Raw genomic sequence first — 17848 nt, forward strand, 5'->3', positions numbered from 1 at the left:
GCTTTGCCCCTTGTTCCAGCAGGGGGCTTTTTCTATGCGGCGGCTTCGGCAACTTCCATGACCATGCGGTCGAGGGGGATTCCGGTGAGTTGCTTCAGTCGCATGAGGGTGACGATGCTCGGCGCGGACTTGCCGGCGCGGTAATTGCGGATGGTCGCCCCGGTGAGGTTCAGGAATGCTTGACCTAGCTGGTCATCGGAGCGGGAGCCGGTTAGCTCGATGGCTTTGTCAAGTACGGCGGGATTAAGTCGAATCATGTTCACCTCCCTGGTGGTTGTGGTTCACTTTCTTCAGGGCTGCTGCCCTGGAAAGTGAGGTGATTGAGATGGCAAAGTCTGCCGGCAAGAGTTCAGGGAAGTCTCATCGGAGCGCCATTACGGGGCGTTTTGTGAAGGCTTCCACTGCTGCTCGACATCCCAGGACCACGGTTTCGGAGTCCAGGTCTAGGAAGTCGAAGTAGTTAGGTTGTGGGGTCCTGGGCTGCCGTGTGGTAGTCCAGGGCTTCGCCCACAAGGGCTCCAATAACCTCGGGCAAGATTTTGTATTCGATATGAATGCCTTCCGGCGCGCCGTCTACATCGATATTGATTCCCGAATCGTCGGGCACGATGTTGAGCTTGTGAATCTTCGAGACCATTCCATTCACCTCCTTAGTGCTTTCTGCCTGACAGTTAGACACTATGCCTTACCGTTAGGCGCATTGTCAAGTCCTGTATCAAAATTGTCCGTACCCCCAGGTCAACAGTTAGACAAAACGCCTAACACGCTGTATTGTGGAGGCCATGAACAACAGTGAATGGCTAGAAAAGGTCACCAACAACGCGTCAGTCAATGCGGCCGCAAACCGTGCCGGTATTGTTCAGCGCACACTTTCCCGCCAGGTGGAGCGCGGAGAAATCTCCGCCGAAAACGTCATTGCCATTGCCATCGCCTACGGCGCGCACCCGGTTCGTGCCCTGGTTGATACCGGCTATTTGGATGAGAAGTACGCGCGCACGGTCGACCCCATGACCGCCCTACGCAGTGTCACCGAGGGCCAGTTGGCCGACGAGGTCCTGCGCCGCATGAAACGCGGCCTCAAGACCGACGAGTTCACTACCGACATCAATGAAGTTGAGGCGCGACGACGTTCGAAGCAGCAAAAGCCCGTGTCCACCCCGGATGATTCAATGCCTGAGTCGGCGGTCGCGGATGATTCGCCGGATGAAGATGCATTGCGAGGTGATCCGTTTGACGATTAGCGTCCCTGACCTCCACCGGCTCGCTGAGTCGATGGGGGTCACCCTGCGGCGGCACAACGGCGGCAAGAAGGGATGGTACGACCATGCGACGCGCACCATCTCGACGCGGCGCGGCATGAGCATCCAGCAATACCGCAGCGTCCTAGCCCACGAGCTCGGTCACGCTGCTCACGGTGACATCCCAACTGGTAATGGTCACTTTGACCAGCGCCAAGAACGACGTGCCGACGAATACGCCGCCCAGCTACTTATCAACCCCACCGACTTCGAATCCGCCGCCGTATGGCACCATGGGCATCTCCCTGCCATAGCCGACGAACTCGAAGTCACAAAACACCTACTCAAAACCTGGCAATCTCTCCATGAAAGGACAGCAGCATGACTCACATTCCCCCACCCGTCGAACGGACGAATAGCCCCTTCTATAAGCGATGGTGGTTCTGGCTCCTCTTAGTCCTCGCCATCATTGGTGTCATCATTGCAGTACTCGGTGTGCTCTTACTCACTGCACGACCGGACGGCTTCGCAAACGAGGAGACTAAACGCGAAACCTGGGAAGCGTACAAGTGCGACGCTTATGGCCGGGTAGATGCAGCGTTCGAAGGGACGTCTATCTTTGTTGAACTTAGCTCGGGAAGCATACCTGACGAGGAGCGAGATGAGGCTATTCACTGGTCAACCGAGCTACAGATAAAAGGTCACAATAAGACTGTTGGGGGCATAATCGAGCGGACGAACACAGCGCAAACCACCAACATGTGCGCAGGCTGGCTTTGGGAACGACACAAGCGTCGTGAAGACTTCTGGCGCGGGTATGAAGAGTTCACCATAGAAGACGCACGGGATAGTGGGGTGGTCACGGAATAGAACGTAGGAATGCCTTCGCGGAGCTGTGCTCAATACGCGAAGGCACCCTAGGCCCACTGGGGGGGATTGTGGGCCACTGTCAGCATAAAGCAAACCGGACCCTGGCGCTCAACATGTGGAAGTGGAGGAGTACCAAAGGCCGGAACACGAACCCCGTTCTGGGGTCGGAGTTGTCGCCCGGGGCGTTCTTTCAGCCCTGGCTAACAAGGAGAAATCATAATGGCATCAATCAAACCCTACAAGACCGCAAAAGGCAGGGCGTGGCGCGTCCAGTACCGCAGCCCTGATGGTAAGAACCGTACTAAGCAGGGATTCCGCACGAAGAACGAAGCCCAAGCATGGGCCGACAAGAACGCGGTCCACATGCACCAACAGGACTGGATCGACCCTAACGCCGGCAGGGTGACCGTGAGTGAAGTGCAGGCAGCGTGGGAAGCGAACCTCACGCACCTAAAGCCTAAGACTCGGCACGACATGCTGGCCGTGTGGCGCAACCACGTGGAACCGAAATGGGGCACGCGGAAAGTATTCACTATCAAGCCCTCCGAGGTGCAGGCGTGGGTGTCGTCACTAGACAGGTCCGCGTCGCTGGTGCGGCAGGCTCACGCGGTGCTAGCGCAGATTCTTGACCTGGCGGTGATGGACAAAGCAATTCGTGAGAATCCGGCACGTGGGGTGAAACTGCCCCGCAAGGACGCGGCAGGGAAGGTGTATCTGACAGCGGAGCAGCTTGGCCTGCTGGTGGATGAATGCACGCGCTACAAGGAACTTGTGTGGCTCCTTGGCACTGTGGGACTTCGATGGGGTGAGGCGGCAGCACTTAGGGTGCGTGATGTGAACGTGCTGCGGAACCGCATCAGTGTGGAGCGTAACGCGGTCACTGTGGGCAGTGAGGTGATTATTGGCACGCCTAAGACACATGAGGTGCGGGAGGTATCCGTGCCCGTGTCTGTGATGCGGATGCTGGTGCCAGTGATGGAAGGCAAGGGGCCGGATGAGCTGTTGTGGCCTCGTCGTGACGGCACTCCGATGAGACCACCCACACATGGCAAGTGGTACTACAACGCACTGGACCGCTGCATGGAAAAGTACCCGGATTTTCCGCGAGTCACCCCACACGGGTTAAGGCACGTTGCGGCTGGACTGATGATTCACGCGGGGGCGAATGTCCTAGTTGTATCTCGTCAACTTGGCCATGCAAACCCCTCAATAACGCTATCCGTCTACGCGGCACTTTGGGAAGAAGATCTGGACGAAGTGGCTAACTCACTAGAAGAGTTGTTCCACGAGCAGCAGGACGGGAAAGCTCACCGCGTCGCTTCCGATTTACGACCAGGCTCACGTGAGAAGCTGAGATAGAGAACATCTTCGCTACCTGGGACTGACTGTACTTGCCAGAAGCGTATGTCTTACGAATGAGAGCGATATCGAGGTCGGATAGCTTTGTCTGTGGGCGGTATTCTCCGTTTAGAGTTCTTCCCTTCTTCGCCATATCTGCATTGTTATCAGCCTTTGTGCCAAGGAAAAGGTGCTTGGGGTTCACACATTTAGGGTTGTCGCACTTGTGGCAAATAACTTGTTCGCTGGACGGTTCACCGTAAGCCATAGACCAAGCCACCCGTGGCGCTAACACGGGAAGATAGTTGCCTGATTTCGATTTGCGGCCCGAGTTTATCTGTCCGTACCCTCGCGCATTGCGGCTCCCGTTCCATTCCCAGCAGTCGTTGTCGGTGACGGTCCAGCCGATGTTTTTGAATCGCTCAAAGAGCGGGACCTTGGGGCGTGAGGCTGCTTTGCTGAACTCTTCGAGCCTGCCGGCAACCCGCATTTGGCTGTAGTGGGTGTTGCAAAGTCCGCGTGCTTGGATTTTGCGTTCGCAATTATCGAATGAACATGTACCCTTGGGCATGTCGAATCTCCTATTCAGGTTCGGCCATACACCCGGATGGTTGCCGCCATCGCGGGTGCTTTTACTTATTCAAGTATACCTCTTTTCAGATGTCGTGGGATTGCATTGCGTAGGGGCTTAAATATGGTGTTTATGCAGGTTAAACACGGTTTGGGTCACTGGTTCGAGCCCAGTTGGAGGAGCGATAAGGCCGCTTATATTTCGAGCGGCCTTTTACTTTTCTGTCTATCTTTCAGTCTTAAGAGGGGCTTTAAGGCATTTCTAGGCTTGGAGTCCAGAATGTGGTCAACCTCGCCTTGAGATTTAAAATCCTTCGCCTCATCCCTTGTGCGCACGTTACGGTGACTATTGTCGTGGAAATATCGTACCACCTTAACCCTTAGGCCACGTCGCAGTGTTAACGCTTCACAACATGCACGTCTACACCGCCGAAGAGGCTAAAGCAGTTAACAACAATTTCTGGGGCGCTAGCGGGTAGATCAGTAGGATCGATAGCCCCACGATCCACCTTGATGTCGTGACCGCCGAAAAGGCCGATGCCGCTAACTCGAACACGGAAGCCTTCGGGGATCCAGATATCGACCCCACCAAAGACTCCAACCGCTTGGACGGTGGTGGTTTTCTCTTGTAGAGCAGCGCCGCGCAAGTCTACGTCTGTTCCACCAAAAATACCCATTGAGGTGTGTCGAGTTGCAATGGGGGTGCTTCGAACCGTAGCACCACCGAAGATGCCCACGGACAGGCTCTGAGCACCACTCACGGAGGGTTCGACTTGAGCTAGAGCGCGGTCAACAGTCGTAGCAAGCTCCCCATCCACAGTGTTCATCGCGTGAGAGCTCTTTGAGGCGACCTCATGGCTACCAAAGAGTACCCTTCCGGGATCCTCAAGGAGATCGGAAACGAGGTCGAGCAACTCGCCGCGCGTCGTCGCATCGGCGCATGCAGAGGAGCGTTCCTCAAATTCGGCGACGCTGAGTTGGCCGACGGACATCGCGTCAGCCAAGACTTGAGAAACTGTGGTGCGCTGAGAATTAGTGCATTTAATGTCGCGTGGTTCCATGGCTTTACCTTACGTGGAACCGCATGAATGGGCAGGGCAACTAGAAATTGGCACCTACCCATTCACCTCATTTCGCTATAGCTCAATACCTGGGTCAAAGTCCGCCAGGCGCTCCCCTACGCCGAGGAGCTCAGCGATAGCGGCAACGGCACGCTCAGCCGCCTTGCCATCGCCGTAGGGGTTTACGGCGTTGGCCATGGAGGCGTATACGGCGTCATCGTCAAGCAGCAGCTTGGCTTCCGCCACGATAAGGCTACGGTTGGTACCCACCAGCTTCACGGTGCCGGCGACAACGGCTTCAGGGCGCTCAGTGTTCTGGCGCATGACTAGGACCGGCTTACCCAGCGCCGGAGCTTCCTCTTGGACTCCGCCGGAGTCAGTGAGGATGATGGTTGCACGGTCAAGCAGCTTGGTGAACTGGTCATACGGAAGCGGGTCCGTAATGACAACGTTGAACAAAGACTCAACTTCCGGAAGCACGGCTTCACGTACCTTCGGGTTCAGGTGCAGCGGAAGAACAAAGTTGATGTCCGGGTACTCCGCCGCAAGGTCCTTGACCGCACCGCCGATCTCCTTCATGGCTTCAAGGTTCTCGCGGCGGTGGGTGGTAACTACTACAAGACGCTTGTCCGATTCAGCCACTGCCTGCAGGGCAGGATCCTTAAACGCGGTATCCCAGCTGGCGGCCTCAAGTAGTGCATCGATGACAGTGTTACCGGTAACCGCGATGTCTTTTGAGCGGACGTTCTCACGGCGCAGGTTTTCCATCGAGCCTGCAGTCGGAGCAAGGTGTAGCTCGGCTACTTGACCAATGAGCTTACGGTTAGCCTCCTCCGGGAACGGAGAGTGAATGTCCCCGGTGCGCAGACCTGCTTCGAGGTGAACGATCTTCACACCGCGGTGGAAACCAGCAAGTGCTGCAGTCATTGCAGTCGAGGTATCACCTTGGGAAATAATGACATCGGGCTGCTCCGCATCAATGATCTCGTCGAGTCCCATGAGCGCACGAGAGACAATCTCATTAAGCCCCTGACCGAGCTTCATGAGGTGAAGGTCCAGTTTGGGTTCAATTCCAAACATGGTGTTAACCTGCTCCAGCATTTCCTTGTGCTGACCGGTGGAGACAGCTACGGATTCAAAACGCTCGTCCTTTTCCAGCGCCTTGATGACCGGTGCCACCTTGATAGCCTCAGGGCGGGTTCCGTACACGGTCATAATCTTTGGCTGAGGCATCGACTTCCTTCGTTTATTACCAGTAGAGAATCTCCATAGGAGTCTACAGCGCTTAGACTTCTCGCCCTTGGCCCGGCTTCAATAAAGTGAACGCTAGTCCTCGCTCACGGTGACTTCGCGCGGCTCTTCAAGCCCGGCATTACGGGGCTCAGCTGCCGCCACGCTGGCGGTGAGCAGCGCTGACATCGCTACGGCTGCCGATGCCGCATACGTATGCTTAGAAGTCTTCACAGGTATTAAGTTAACTGAAGCGAATGCATTATGGGAAGAGTTCACGTCATATCTATTCCTTATCACTATTCCCCGTCACTGCGAGCTCCACTGCCCCACCGCCGCCTGCCCAAGACCGCTGAGGCAGGTAGGCTATTCATGAGAATTGCACATTGCCCGTACGTTGTACGCAAACGCCGGCTGTTGCGCTGGCTTGAAGTAAGGGGATGACTAGTTTCCAATGATCCAATTTGTTGTGGGTGCTGCCGCCGGATACGTCTTTGGAACCAAGGCTGGGCGTAAGCGCTATCACCAAATTAAGGGCGCCTACGAGAAGGCCGTCAACTCCCCCGCCACCAAGGCCGCGGTGCGCTCCGCGCGCAAGGCCGTGGCCAACCGCCTAGACCCAGAGCCGCGTATGCGCGAACTCAAGGACTACAACAAGGGGCGCCGCGGCAAGCGGGGCGCCACGGATGGAGTGCAGCCGGATCGGATTTATGAGCCGGACGAAGATTAAAGCGCTGATTAGCGCACGCCACGGAAGGCTCGGTCATTGAGCTCGCGGCGGGCCTGCTCGAGGGCGACGAGGTCAGCGAAGAGTGAGTTGTAGGACTCTTCGTCGTCGGAGGGGCGCATGCGGCCTAATTGGGCCTTGAGTTGGGCTACTTGGTCGCCCACGCGGGCTTCTTGGAGGCGGGAGAGCACGGAATCGGCGTAGGCCTCAAGATCGGTATCGGGGTTGCCGGTCTCCCCTAGCTTGATGGGTTCCACGGCCAGTTCAGAAACGAAATTGCGGGCCATGAGGTCTGGCATTTCGCCAGCCACGGCGGCCAGCCACTCCACGCCGGGTTGCTCAGCACCGGAGGTGACACCACCAAGAGTAGAGATTGCCTTACGGATGGTGCGATAAGCCTCGTTGGAATAGGCGTCCTCCGTAATGCCATCAAAGTAGCTACCGGCAATCTGCGGGTACTGCAGCGCCAGCTTGATGGCTTCGCGCTGCGGCCACAGGTGGGGCTCGCGGGGGCCGGGGATATGCATGACGGGGGCGTTGCTTTGCGCCGGTGCAGAGGAGGTTTCCTCCAGGGAGGCAAAACGTGGGCGCTCCTGCTTCTTGGGCTTGCGGGCCTCCTGGCGGACCTGGTGGAGCACTTCCTCCGGGTCGGGCCAGCCCACCCAGCCGGCTAAGCGGCGGGCGTACTCGCGCTGCAAAGGTTGATCTCTAATTTGTGCGACTACGGGCACCGCACGGCGCAGGGCTTGGAGGCGGCCTTCGGCTGAGTCGATGCTAAATTCCGAGATGACCGAGCGAATGACGAACTCAAACATGGGGATGCGGTCCGCCACCAAATCGCGCACGGCAGTATCGCCGCGCTCCAGGCGCAGGTCACAGGGATCCATCCCGTCCGGGGCGACGGACACGAAGGACTGGCCGGTGAACTTCTGCTCGCCCTCAAAGGCACGCATAGCGGCCTTCTGGCCGGCCTCATCACCGTCGAAGGTGTAGATGAGCTCGCCGTGGAAATAGGAATCATCCAGCATAAGGCGGCGCAACACCTGTAGATGTTCCGCGCCGAAGGCGGTACCACAGGAGGCCACGGCAGTCTTTACGCCCGCGGCGTACATGGCCATGACATCCGTATAGCCCTCCACCACCACGGCTTGGTGTTGCTCCGCAATGTTGCGCTTAGCCAAATCCAGGCCGAAGAGCACCTTGGACTTGTGATAGAGCATAGTTTCGGGCGTGTTCATGTACTTGCCCAGCTTGTCATCGTCGAAAAGCTTGCGTGCACCGAAGCCGATGACATTGCCGGAGAGATCCTTAATGGGCCACAGCAAGCGGCGGTGGAAACGGTCAATGGGACCGCGCTTGCCCATCTTGGAAATGCCGGCGGCCTCAAGTTCCTCGAAGGAAAAGCCTATGCGCAGCAGGTGCTTAGTGGCGGTATCCCAGCCCTCCGGGGCATAGCCACATTCGAATTCGTAGATGATTTCCTTAGAGAAGCCACGATCCAAGAGGAACTCGCGTCCGGCGGCGGCCTGCGGGGTTTCCAACTGCTGGCGATAAAACTCATGCGCGGCCTTGTTCGCAGCGATAAGCCGGCGGCGGGTGCCGGGCTTTTCATCGCGCGCACCGGTGGAGCCGCCTTGGTAGTTGATGTGGTAGCCAATCTTCTGGGCTACGGCCTCAACGGCCTCCGGGAAGGAGACCTGCTCCATTTCCATGAGGAAGCTGAAGACATCCCCGCCCTTGCCGGTGGAGAAGCAGTGATAATAACCGCGCTGCGGGCGCACGTGGAAAGACGGGGTCTTCTCATCCTTGAACGGGCTCAAGCCCTTCAAAGAGTCATAGCCAGCGGGTTTGAGCTGAACGTATTCGCCCACGATTTCATCAATAGGCGCGCGTTCACGGATAGCTTGGATATCGCTGTCCGGAATTCTGCCTCGTGCCATGCGTACAGACTACCCCGCCTGCTGGACACACAGGTACCCACGGCTGGGTGGGTCTTCGATGCTTGTTCCCACATCCGCAAAGACCCTGCGGTGGGGATTGCAAAAAGGCCTGGTCTGGATTTCTGGTTCAGGCCTTATAGCTGCAATGATGGGGCCATGTCCCAATCCTCCCCCTCCAAAAAATCGCTGCCAGCTCTCATCGGTGGCGCGGTTCTAGTCCTCGTCGCGGGCTACTTCGGCATTGACCTTGGTAGCTCCAGCGACGACGCGGATCAGAAGGCTACGCCGTCTTCCACTGCTGCTGGTGCGTCGGCAGAATCTGGTGCGTCCGCTGCGGCGGGCGCATCCTCTGCCGCTGCTGCCTCCGGTGCGGCCGGTGGGAATGAGGGGGACGTCGTAAAGCAGGGCAAGACAGACCTGCCTACCTGCGCCATGGATTCCCTGCCGCAGGAGGCCCACGAGACCGCCGAGGACATCCTGGCCGGTGGGCCCTATGACTATCCGGATAATGACAACGTGCGTTTCGGGAACTATGAGGGCGTGCTGCCGCAGCAGGCGAAGAACTACTATCGCGAATACACCGTGGAAACACCGGGGATTGGGCACCGCGGGGCCAAGCGCATTGTTACCGGTGGCGGCAGCGAGACCGACCCGGATGTCTGGTACTACACCGATGACCACTACGAAAGCTTCTGCAGTATCCCGGACGCGGAGGACTAAGACATGCAACGCATTCTCATTACTGAACCCATCCGCACGCGCGAGGACTTCTATGGTGCGCTCGGGCGCCTGCGCGGTTGCACCTCCGGCGCGCCGCGCAACCTTGATGCACTAGCGGATTTCCTCCGCGAGCAGCACATCGTGGCGATCATCGCCGCGGACTTCGACCTGGTGGAAGAAGACCTGGCCCCTATCAGCATGGTGCTGAAGGACCAGGGTGTCGCGCTTGTGCGCTAGTGAGCTGCTCGTGAGGGGGTGACCTGACCGCGGTGGCGGCCAGGCGCGTGGTGGCCTGCTGGGGGCTTAGAGGCCGAGGGCGCGCTTGATGGTGTCGCGGACCTCCGGGGCGAGGTAGTTCAACAGACCGGCGATGACCGCGGTGGCGCCTGCGGCACCGAAGAGGGCGCCGAGGATGGCGGGGAGGACGCTTCCGCGGCTCGAGCTGTTGCTCGAGTGGTCGCTCGAGCCACTGGAGCCGTCGTGGTTAGAGCTGCTGCTGTCGCTGCTGGAGCCGGTGTTGTCGCCCTGGTTGCCGGCGGTGACTTCCACGACGCGGGAGGCCAAGGCCTGGTTGCCGGCGGAGTCCGTGACGGCGTAGGTGACGGAGTACACGCCCGGCTTGGCGGTGTCGATGTTGCCCACGACCTTCACCTTGTCGGTGAGGTCACCGTCCTTATCGTCCTTGGCGGTCACGCCCTCAAGCAGGTTGGCTTCGGGGCCCTTGGTGATGGTGAGCTTGTCGCTGGGGACGGTGAGCTCAGGGGCTTTGTTATCCTTCTCCTTTTCCTGCTCCTGCGCGGTGAAGACGCCGAACTGGCGCACGATGCCAGGCTTGGTGCCCTCCTTGGAAGAAGCATCCGCGGAGGTGGCGTACCAGCCATAGGCTTCGCCAGCCTTGACGTCCTTGTAGGTCACGCTGGCGGGCCAGCCGGACTTGGCGGTGTCTGTGCCAATCTCCTTGCCGGTATCGGTCAAGGCGAGCATGGAGTTCGTCGCAAAGCTGGTCTTGCGGGTCTGGAACTGGATCGGAATACGGAACTCGTCCTCGTGGCCGTTGTAGCGCTGGCGGTCGTCGTACTCGGTGGCATTGTGGTCGTCGAGAAGCGGCGAATACGTATCCACGATCATCTCTGAATTCTGCAGATCGAATTGCAGGAGGCGCAGGTAGCTGGAGCCAAAGCGCAAGCCGGTGTCGCCGTCATAGTCGCCGATCTCCGTCAGACCCAGCTCATCGGAGCCGACCTCGTAGAACTGGTAGTCCGCGAGAAGCTCCACCACGTGGTTGTTGGTGTGGCCGACGTCCTTGCGGCTGACGATGGACACGCCATGCTCGTGACCGGCCAGGACCAGGGCCACGTTGGGGTTTTTCTGGATGACGTTCTCATAAACCATCACGCCGTCGTGGGAGAAGTCCGAGCCGCGGCCATCCGGGCTAGCGGAAGGCTTGAGGTAGGCGTGGGTCAACAAGATGGCGTTGCGGTCGGAGTACTGCTTGAGCACCTTATCCGCCCACGCGGCTTCCTCCTCAGTGACGTCATAGCCCAGGTGCAGGGCGATGAAGTCCATGCCGTTGGTGGAAAACAGGTCATAGTGGTTGTCGTTATCGCCCTCAGCATAGGGGTGGTAGGAGGCATCCTGCTCAGCCCACTTACCCTTGCCCTGCTGAGCCTCGTAGCGCTCCGGGCCGAAGTACTCGTTGTAGAGGTTGCCGGCACCGACATCCGCGCCACTTTGGTTATCGTGGTTGCCCGGCAGCACGCCGTTGACCACGCCGGCGTCCTCCAGAATCTTCTGGGCGTTGGAGGCTACCTCGAATTCCTTCTTGGCATTGGGGCGGTCATTGTCCTTGCCAATCCAGTTCTCAATGATGTCACCGGTGTGTGCGGAGTAGGCGATCTTGCGCTCGTCGGCGTTATCGGCAATCCATTGGGTGGCCGCGGTGTAGCTTTCTTCCCACTTCTTGCGCTCCTCGGCGGTGGCCTTTTCTACCGCGCCTTCGGAGAGGTACTGGGTATCGGTGTGGTGGGCGATGGAAAAGTCATAGTCGCTGGTGTCGGCGAACTGCTCGTTGACGGGCTCGTTGAGGTCATCGGCAAAGACGTCGTAGCCCACCAGCATGGTGTGGATGGTGTCACCGTCGACGAAATCTTGGTTGACTTCCGCGCTGAGGCTTACTTGAGCGTCGGCCGCGCCGCGGGTTTCCGCGAGCTTCTCCCAGCTATTGGTTGTGGTGTTCCAGGCCATGAGGCGCACCGAGCGCTTGGGGTCCACGGTGCCGGACCAGGCGATGTCGTGGGTCTTCTTCTCAGCGTCCTTGAGCTTCAGGTCAAAGCGCTGGAAAGGCATGTGCTCCGTGGAGCTGGTCTCCTGAGCATCCTCGTTGTCCGGGTTGAGGGCCTTGTCGAAGTCCTCGCCGTCTTCACACTTAAAGTCCAGGCTCTCCGGGATATCCGTGAAGGTGCCTTGGAAGCCCTTCTCCGCTACAGCCACATCGGCTTCAGTGAAAGTGGTCTCCACTTCCCCACCGCTCGGGTTATCTGCGCGAGCGGAGATCGTGATGCCCTCGCCGCTCGGCGTGGAGTCGGTGCCGGCGGCCCCCGGGAGGTTGCCGGAGGTGAAGTCGATGGTCTGGGAGATGGGGTTGCCAAAGACATCGCGGCCCTCGGCCTGGATGGAGTGGTTTCCTTCCTTGAGGCCAGCTCCGATTTCTTGCCCCAGCTCGATGTCCTCGCCGTCCAGGGTGTAGGTGAGCTCGCGGGAGATGAGGGCATCGTCGTTGAACTGGACGTCGAAAGTCACCGGGCCCGTCAGGTGCTGACCCGCGCTCGGGGTAGAGCCGGTGATCTCCGCCTTCTTATCGGTGCTCAGGTTGGAGTCCTCGTAGAGGGCGGAAACCTCATCTTCGCCCAACGGATCGGAGAAGATGCGGGCCTCGCTGACCACGGCATCGGAGTAGAACTGGGCGGCGTTATCCCGGCCGGAATCCGCGCCGATCATCACGGCGGTGGAATTGGACTTGGGCTTGGTCACCTCACCGTTGATCTCGGTGTTCTCAGCCACCTTGGCGCCGTTGACGTAGAGCTCGCTCTTGTTTCCGTCATAGACACCGACCGCGTGGTACCACTGGCCCGGCTCCACCTGCTGCTGGGCCTTCTTGTAGCCATCGCTGCCGTTGACGGTGAAGGTGAGCTGGTCGCCGTAGATGACCATGGCCCAGCCGCCGGCTTCCTTGTTGGCACAGAGGCTCTTTTCGTTGCCGTCGAAGTCCCCGTCATAGCGGAAAACGCACTCGACGGTGAAGCCGTCCTTGATCTGGTCAAACTTATCCCCAATGTCGAAGCCGACGGCATCCTTGCGGCCATCGAAGTGAGCCACGGGGCGCTCAAGCACGCTGTCTTGCTCCACGGTGGGCTCGCCGATCTTCAGCGGCTCGGCATCAGATGCGGAGTTGCTGATGACACCGTTCTCAAAGGAGAGATCCAGGATGTCTGCCTGGGGCAGGTTCTGGGCGGAGGCGAGTGCGGGAGAGACGAGGCTGGAGCCAACGAGGCTGATAGAGGCAATGAGCGCGGCTTTATGCAGCTTTTTCTGAGACACAAAAATTCCTTGACAGTTAATGCAAATGAAGAGACTTCCGCTGCGGGCAGGCTTCAAAGGGGCCTGGCGGCGCGCGGACCTGCCTGAGGTTAGGTGGCCGGTTTTAAGAAGAGTTGTCAGCTATGTAACACCCAAGTGAACGGTGTTCAACTATCGGGTGACGGGCGTCTCTTGGGATGCTGTGCCGTTGTGTGGGGCACGGCGCTGCTGGGCTTGGCGCTGGTCTGCTGCTGACTGGTTGCCGGCTAGCTGAGGAAGCCGAAAAGGTCAGCGCTGCGCTGCGCCAGGCGCTCCAGGCGGGATTCCGTCATGGAAGCAATCTGGTCGATGATGGCGCGGTCACGCTCCAGATCGGTCTCGGCTTGCTTCCACCACAGGGAGAAGGTGGCGTCCAGCGAGCCCGGCGCGCCGGCCGCCAGGTAGTCGTAGACGCGGTAGATACGCTCGCGCTGGCGGTCCTGGCGGGACAGGTGGGCGGGCTCATCCATGACGTAGAGCACGGCGATGGTTTTCAGCAGCGTCACCTCCGCCACTGCGCCTGGTGGGACGGCGAGGTCGCCGTGCATGCGGCCGAGGGGGCCGTCGTTAGCCGCGAGCGTGGCGGAGACAGTAGCGCCCACGTAGCGGCCGACGAGCTCCGAGGTCATCTTCTTTAAGTTGGCATAAGAGCGCAGGGAGTAATCGAAATTGCCGATGGCGTTGATGACATCGAGCTGGCGCAGGCGGTCGGCTGCCTCGAGGAGCTCATCGGCATTACCGCCGAAGGCTTTTGCGCCCTTGTCCGCGAGGTTGGCCAGCTCCACCAGGTCCCAGAGCACGTTCAAAGAGATGCGGCGGGAGATGATGCCGTCTTCGACGTCGTGGACGGAATAAGCGATATCATCCGACCAGTCCATGACCTGAGCTTCCATGGACTTGCGCTGGTCTGGGTGGCCTTGGCGCAGCCACTCCAGCACGTCCGCGTCTTCGTCGTAGGCGCCGTATTTGCGGTTGGTTGTGCCATCCGGGTTGGTCTTGGTCCAGGGGTATTTGCAGGCGGCATCGAGTGAGGCGCGGGTGAGGTTGAGGCCATAGCTGCGCGGGCCCGCCGGGGTATCCAGCACCACCTTGGGCTCCAGCTTGGTCAGGATGCGCAAGGTCTGGGCATTGCCCTCAAAGCCGCCGAGGGCCACCTCGTTGAGGGCATTCTCGCCGTTGTGGCCGTAGGGCGGGTGGCCAATGTCATGGGTCAGACCCGCCATGTCGCACAGGTCCGGGTCCAGCCCTAAGCCCGCACCGATGCTGCGGGCAATCTGGCTGACCTCCAAGGAGTGTGTCAGCCGGGTGCGCGGGGTATCGCCATCGCGCGGGCCCACCACTTGGGTCTTATCCGCTAGGCGGCGCAGGGCCGCGGAATGCAGGACGCGGGCGCGGTCCCGGGAGAAGGCGCCGCGGTGCTCCTCGCTTTTGAGCAGGGCCGAGCCTTTGGGTGACTCGGAGGCAAGGCGGGCGACGTCTTCTGCACGATAGGAATAGCTCACAGTGTTCCAGCTTAGGCGGAGTCCTGGCCATCCTGGGGCTGCCTCGCGCCAATGACGCGGTGGCGCAGGGCCTGGTTGGGGCGGATGAGGCGCTCGATGCGGTAGAAGGCCGCGCGCACGCCTTCGGTGCGCTCCTCCCCCAGCAAGGTGCGCAAGCCCAGGTAGGCCAAGCCACCGCTCTCGTGGGCCAGGTAGCGCCACCAGGGGATGGAAAAGCGCGGGGAAGGATAATAGGGCGTGCCCAGCACCGTGGCCGCAATCCCCTCTTGGCGGGCGATGAGGAAGGTGCGCAGGCGGTGGAGCGGATCGGTGATGATGACGGCCTCTCTCACACCCAGCTTGTCGCGGGCAGCAACCAGCTCGCTGCGGGTGTCCAGGCCTTCTTCCAGGGCGGTGACGGTGAGGGGTTCGTCGTCAAGCAAGCGCTTGGCTACCCCGGCTTCGGTGAACCTATCGCCGGGCAGCTTCCCACCGACTGTGATGATGGGCAGGTCGTGCGCGGCGGCGTACTCGGCGGCGAAGCGCACACGGCCGGACAGGATGCGGGAGGGGCGCCCGTCGTATTGCGCAGCGCCGAGGACAATAACGTACTTCACTGTCTGACCACTCTAGCGATGAATGGGAAGGTATCGTGGTGCGCATGACTACTGCTGCTCGTTTTGGTCGCGCCGCCCTTGCTGCTCTTGTGTTGGGGTTGGCCACTGCTAGCCCCGCTATGGCTGCGGATTTCGTTCTTGCCGCGCCGGAGGCGGCCTCGCTCACGGATAAGGTAACGGATGAGGCGGGGGTGCTCTCAGATTCGGAAAAGGCCGAGTTGGAAGACAAGATTAGCACACTGCAGCAGGAGCACCACGTGGTCATTTTCGTGGTCTTTGCCTCCTCGCTGCCGGAGGGCGCGGAGAGCTATGCGGACAGCATTGTGAAGTCTAAGGGGCCGAACTCCGCAGCCTATGTGGTGGGCGTGGATGATTCCACCGTGGGCGTGCAGACGGGCAATGACTGGCCGCGCGGGCGCCTGGATGTGATGTATGAGGCGGCCTACGCCAAGCTTGCCGACGGTCACCAGTTCGGTGCCTCCGCGCTCGCGCTTGTCGACGCTGCCGCGACCGGTTCTTCGGGTTCCTCTTCTGGCTCAGCTGGTTCATCCAGCTCTTCTGATTCCGATGGGTCGGGTGGTCTATGGCTGGCTGGCGGCGCAGGTGCCCTGGCGTTGGCCGGCGGTGGCATCGCGGTGGCAAGCCGGCGCAAGACCAAGAAGGACTCGGCGGCTACGCTGGAGTCCGCGCGCCAGATTGAGCCGAGTAATACCGCACAGCTGGACCGCTTGGATGTGGACACCTTGGAGAAGCTGGCACAGGAAGAGCTGGTCTCCACGGATGAATCGATCCGCCGCGGCAAGGAGGAGCTGGATATTGCGGTGGCCGAGTTCGGCCCCGAGCGCACCCGCCCGTTCACGCGCGCAATGAACCACTCCACGCTGACGTTGCAGAAGGCTTTCCAGCTGCAGCAGAAGCTTCAGGACAACCTGCCGGAATCGACGGCGGAGCGCCGCCAGATGCTGGTGGAGATCATCTCCTCCTGCGGGCAGGCCGATGATGCGTTGGATGAGCAGGCGGCGGACTTTGCCAAGATGCGTGACTTGCTCATTAACGCCGGCTCTAAGCTGGATGAGCTGACTCAGCGCACCGTCGATCTGCGCGGGCGCCTGCCGCAGGCCCGCACGACTCTGTCCACGCTCAGTGGTTCCTACTCCGAGGAGGTGTTGTCCTCCATTGCGGATAACCCAGAAATGGCGGAGGTCTCGCTCGACGAGGCCGAGAAGCTGCTTTCGCGCGGCCGGGAACTGCAGTCCCAGCCCGCTGGCCAACAGGGTCCTTTAGTGGGCTATATCCGCGATGCCGAGCACGCCTTGGAGGTCTCCGACCGCCTCCTCAATGCCGTTGAGAATGCGGAGAACTCGATCACCGCGGCGCGCGATAACCTGCCGGCGCTCATCGATGAGGTTGAGGAAGAAATTGCTGAAGCACAGCACCTCGAGCAGCGCGGCAAGGCCCAGGGCTCCCCTGCCGATTGGTCCGCGCTGGAGTCGCTGCTCGTTCAGGCGCGGGAGGCGCTCAGTGCGGCTCGCCAGCATGGCCAGGCAGACCCGCTGGGTCAGTACACAGCGCTGACGGCTCTCGATAGCAAGCTGGATGAGCAGCTCGATACCGTGCGCGAGACCAACGCCACCCGCGAGCGCCAAATCGCGCTTTACCGCCAGCAGATTGCTGCTGCCGAGTCCGCCATCCAGGCAGCTGAAGACCTGCTGTCCTCGCGGGGTCGCGTGGTGGGCCCCGATGCGCGCGTCGCGCTTGCCGATGCCACCCGCCTCTTCGCCCAAGCCCAGAACTCCGCCTCCAAGGACTTACGCGCGGCGCTCAACTACTCCCGCGATGCCGCTTCTGCCGCGCAGACCTCGCTCAATCGCGCGAAGGAAGACCTGGAGGCTTACCGCCGCCAGGAGCAGCGCCGCCAGGCCACCGATGCCGCGGGCAACATCTTGACCGGCATGGTCATCGGCCAGATTCTCGGCGGCGGCAGCTCCCGTGGCGGCGGTTTCGGCGGTGGTTTCGGCGGCGGCTTCTCCGGTGGTGGCGGTTTCAGCGGAGGCGGCTTCTCGGGCGGCGGCGGAGGCGGCGGCTTCCGCGGCGGCTCCTTCTAGCCGCCCTCTCCCCTTCCCCGCGCCAGCCCCTCCCAGCCGGCTGAACCCACTTCTCCGTCCTCTCTCCCCGCGCCAGCCCCTCCCAGCCCCCTCTTCCCCTTCCCGCGCCTAGGCCTCGAAGCCTGCGGCCCACATCCGGTATCGCACACCCCGGGCGGTCCTACATGGCATCTCACGAAAGGCAAGCGCCGCATTTCGCAAAAGGCGCCTTGCAAAAGGCATCTTCCAGAAGACGTTTTCACAGCTAAAAACGCCTTTTGCGCCCTCCACATGGCGTTTTCAGCCCCAAAGACGCCTTTTGTCAGACGCCATTTGTCAGATGCCTTCTGCTGGATG

18 protein-coding genes are annotated in these 17848 nt (G+C 60.4%); 8 read left to right on the plus strand and 10 right to left on the minus strand.

Annotated elements, in window-relative coordinates; translation table 11 throughout:
- Positions 1–32 precede the first annotated feature (32 nt).
- Positions 33–257: a hypothetical protein gene (locus CAURIM_RS09595; protein ID WP_100618915.1), complete on the minus strand. Its 225-nt coding sequence runs from the start codon at positions 255–257 to the stop codon at positions 33–35.
- A 203-nt stretch (positions 258–460) separates the two neighbouring features.
- On the minus strand, positions 461–637 hold the full coding sequence (locus tag CAURIM_RS09600; protein ID WP_201829348.1) for a hypothetical protein: 177 nt from the start codon (positions 635–637) through the stop codon (positions 461–463).
- Between the two features lie 145 nt (positions 638–782).
- On the opposite strand from CAURIM_RS09600, the gene CAURIM_RS09605 reads away from it, so the two are divergent.
- The 4 genes from CAURIM_RS09605 to CAURIM_RS09620 all read left to right on the plus strand — a co-directional run bounded on the left by CAURIM_RS09605 (position 783) and on the right by CAURIM_RS09620 (position 3467).
- Positions 783–1241, plus strand: coding sequence for a hypothetical protein (locus CAURIM_RS09605; RefSeq protein WP_201829346.1), 459 nt, complete (start codon positions 783–785; stop codon positions 1239–1241).
- The gene (locus tag CAURIM_RS09610; RefSeq protein WP_236659399.1) at positions 1231–1623 is read left to right on the plus strand and encodes an ImmA/IrrE family metallo-endopeptidase; all 393 of its coding nucleotides are present in this window, start codon (positions 1231–1233) and stop codon (positions 1621–1623) included. Before CAURIM_RS09605 ends, CAURIM_RS09610 begins: the two co-directional genes overlap by 11 nt.
- Positions 1620–2108: a hypothetical protein gene (locus CAURIM_RS09615; protein ID WP_201829344.1), complete on the plus strand. Its 489-nt coding sequence runs from the start codon at positions 1620–1622 to the stop codon at positions 2106–2108. The genes CAURIM_RS09610 and CAURIM_RS09615 overlap by 4 nt, the downstream gene beginning before the upstream one ends.
- 219 nt (positions 2109–2327) lie before the next feature.
- The gene (locus tag CAURIM_RS09620) at positions 2328–3467 is read left to right on the plus strand and encodes a site-specific integrase (protein ID WP_201829342.1); all 1140 of its coding nucleotides are present in this window, start codon (positions 2328–2330) and stop codon (positions 3465–3467) included.
- Here the strand turns inward: CAURIM_RS09620 and CAURIM_RS12930 are convergent.
- From CAURIM_RS12930 to CAURIM_RS09635, 4 genes are all read right to left on the minus strand, one after another.
- Positions 3370–4017, minus strand: coding sequence for an HNH endonuclease signature motif containing protein (locus tag CAURIM_RS12930; RefSeq protein WP_201829340.1), 648 nt, complete (start codon positions 4015–4017; stop codon positions 3370–3372). The genes CAURIM_RS09620 and CAURIM_RS12930 overlap by 98 nt on opposite strands.
- 397 nt (positions 4018–4414) lie before the next feature.
- A complete protein-coding gene (locus CAURIM_RS09625; RefSeq protein ID WP_144656747.1) occupies positions 4415–5077 on the minus strand; it encodes a DUF1707 SHOCT-like domain-containing protein in 663 nt (220 codons plus the stop codon).
- Positions 5078–5152: 75 nt separating this feature from the next.
- Positions 5153–6310: a non-hydrolyzing UDP-N-acetylglucosamine 2-epimerase gene (gene wecB / locus CAURIM_RS09630; protein WP_201829338.1), complete on the minus strand. Its 1158-nt coding sequence runs from the start codon at positions 6308–6310 to the stop codon at positions 5153–5155.
- A gap of 93 nt (positions 6311–6403) precedes the next feature.
- A complete protein-coding gene (locus tag CAURIM_RS09635) occupies positions 6404–6541 on the minus strand; it encodes a hypothetical protein (protein WP_201829336.1) in 138 nt (45 codons plus the stop codon).
- A gap of 220 nt (positions 6542–6761) precedes the next feature.
- On the opposite strand from CAURIM_RS09635, the gene CAURIM_RS09640 reads away from it, so the two are divergent.
- A complete protein-coding gene (locus CAURIM_RS09640; protein ID WP_144656753.1) occupies positions 6762–7037 on the plus strand; it encodes a hypothetical protein in 276 nt (91 codons plus the stop codon).
- A gap of 8 nt (positions 7038–7045) precedes the next feature.
- Here CAURIM_RS09640 and dnaG read toward each other — a convergent pair whose 3' ends face one another.
- Positions 7046–8974, minus strand: a complete 1929-nt coding sequence (dnaG, locus tag CAURIM_RS09645) for a DNA primase (RefSeq protein ID WP_201829334.1) — start codon at positions 8972–8974, stop codon at positions 7046–7048.
- A 156-nt stretch (positions 8975–9130) separates the two neighbouring features.
- On the opposite strand from dnaG, the gene CAURIM_RS09650 reads away from it, so the two are divergent.
- Both CAURIM_RS09650 and CAURIM_RS09655 read left to right on the plus strand, forming a co-directional pair.
- The gene (locus tag CAURIM_RS09650) at positions 9131–9694 is read left to right on the plus strand and encodes a guanyl-specific ribonuclease (RefSeq protein WP_201829332.1); all 564 of its coding nucleotides are present in this window, start codon (positions 9131–9133) and stop codon (positions 9692–9694) included.
- A gap of 3 nt (positions 9695–9697) precedes the next feature.
- Complete coding sequence (locus CAURIM_RS09655; protein WP_070729589.1) at positions 9698–9931, plus strand: barstar family protein; 234 nt, start codon at positions 9698–9700, stop codon at positions 9929–9931.
- 66 nt (positions 9932–9997) lie between these two features.
- Here CAURIM_RS09655 and CAURIM_RS09660 read toward each other — a convergent pair whose 3' ends face one another.
- The 3 genes from CAURIM_RS09660 to CAURIM_RS09670 form a co-directional block, all read right to left on the minus strand.
- Positions 9998–13291: a LamG-like jellyroll fold domain-containing protein gene (locus tag CAURIM_RS09660; protein ID WP_201829330.1), complete on the minus strand. Its 3294-nt coding sequence runs from the start codon at positions 13289–13291 to the stop codon at positions 9998–10000.
- Between the two features lie 245 nt (positions 13292–13536).
- On the minus strand, positions 13537–14811 hold the full coding sequence (locus CAURIM_RS09665) for a deoxyguanosinetriphosphate triphosphohydrolase (RefSeq protein ID WP_201829328.1): 1275 nt from the start codon (positions 14809–14811) through the stop codon (positions 13537–13539).
- Positions 14812–14822: 11 nt separating this feature from the next.
- Complete coding sequence (locus CAURIM_RS09670) at positions 14823–15407, minus strand: YdcF family protein (RefSeq protein ID WP_070446673.1); 585 nt, start codon at positions 15405–15407, stop codon at positions 14823–14825.
- 44 nt (positions 15408–15451) lie between these two features.
- On the opposite strand from CAURIM_RS09670, the gene CAURIM_RS09675 reads away from it, so the two are divergent.
- Positions 15452–17512 (plus strand): TPM domain-containing protein, encoded by a 2061-nt coding sequence (locus tag CAURIM_RS09675; RefSeq protein WP_201829326.1) that lies wholly within the window; start codon positions 15452–15454, stop codon positions 17510–17512.
- Positions 17513–17848 lie beyond the last annotated feature (336 nt).

This window comes from Corynebacterium aurimucosum, from assembly GCF_030408555.1.
Taxonomy (GTDB): domain Bacteria; phylum Actinomycetota; class Actinomycetes; order Mycobacteriales; family Mycobacteriaceae; genus Corynebacterium; species Corynebacterium aurimucosum.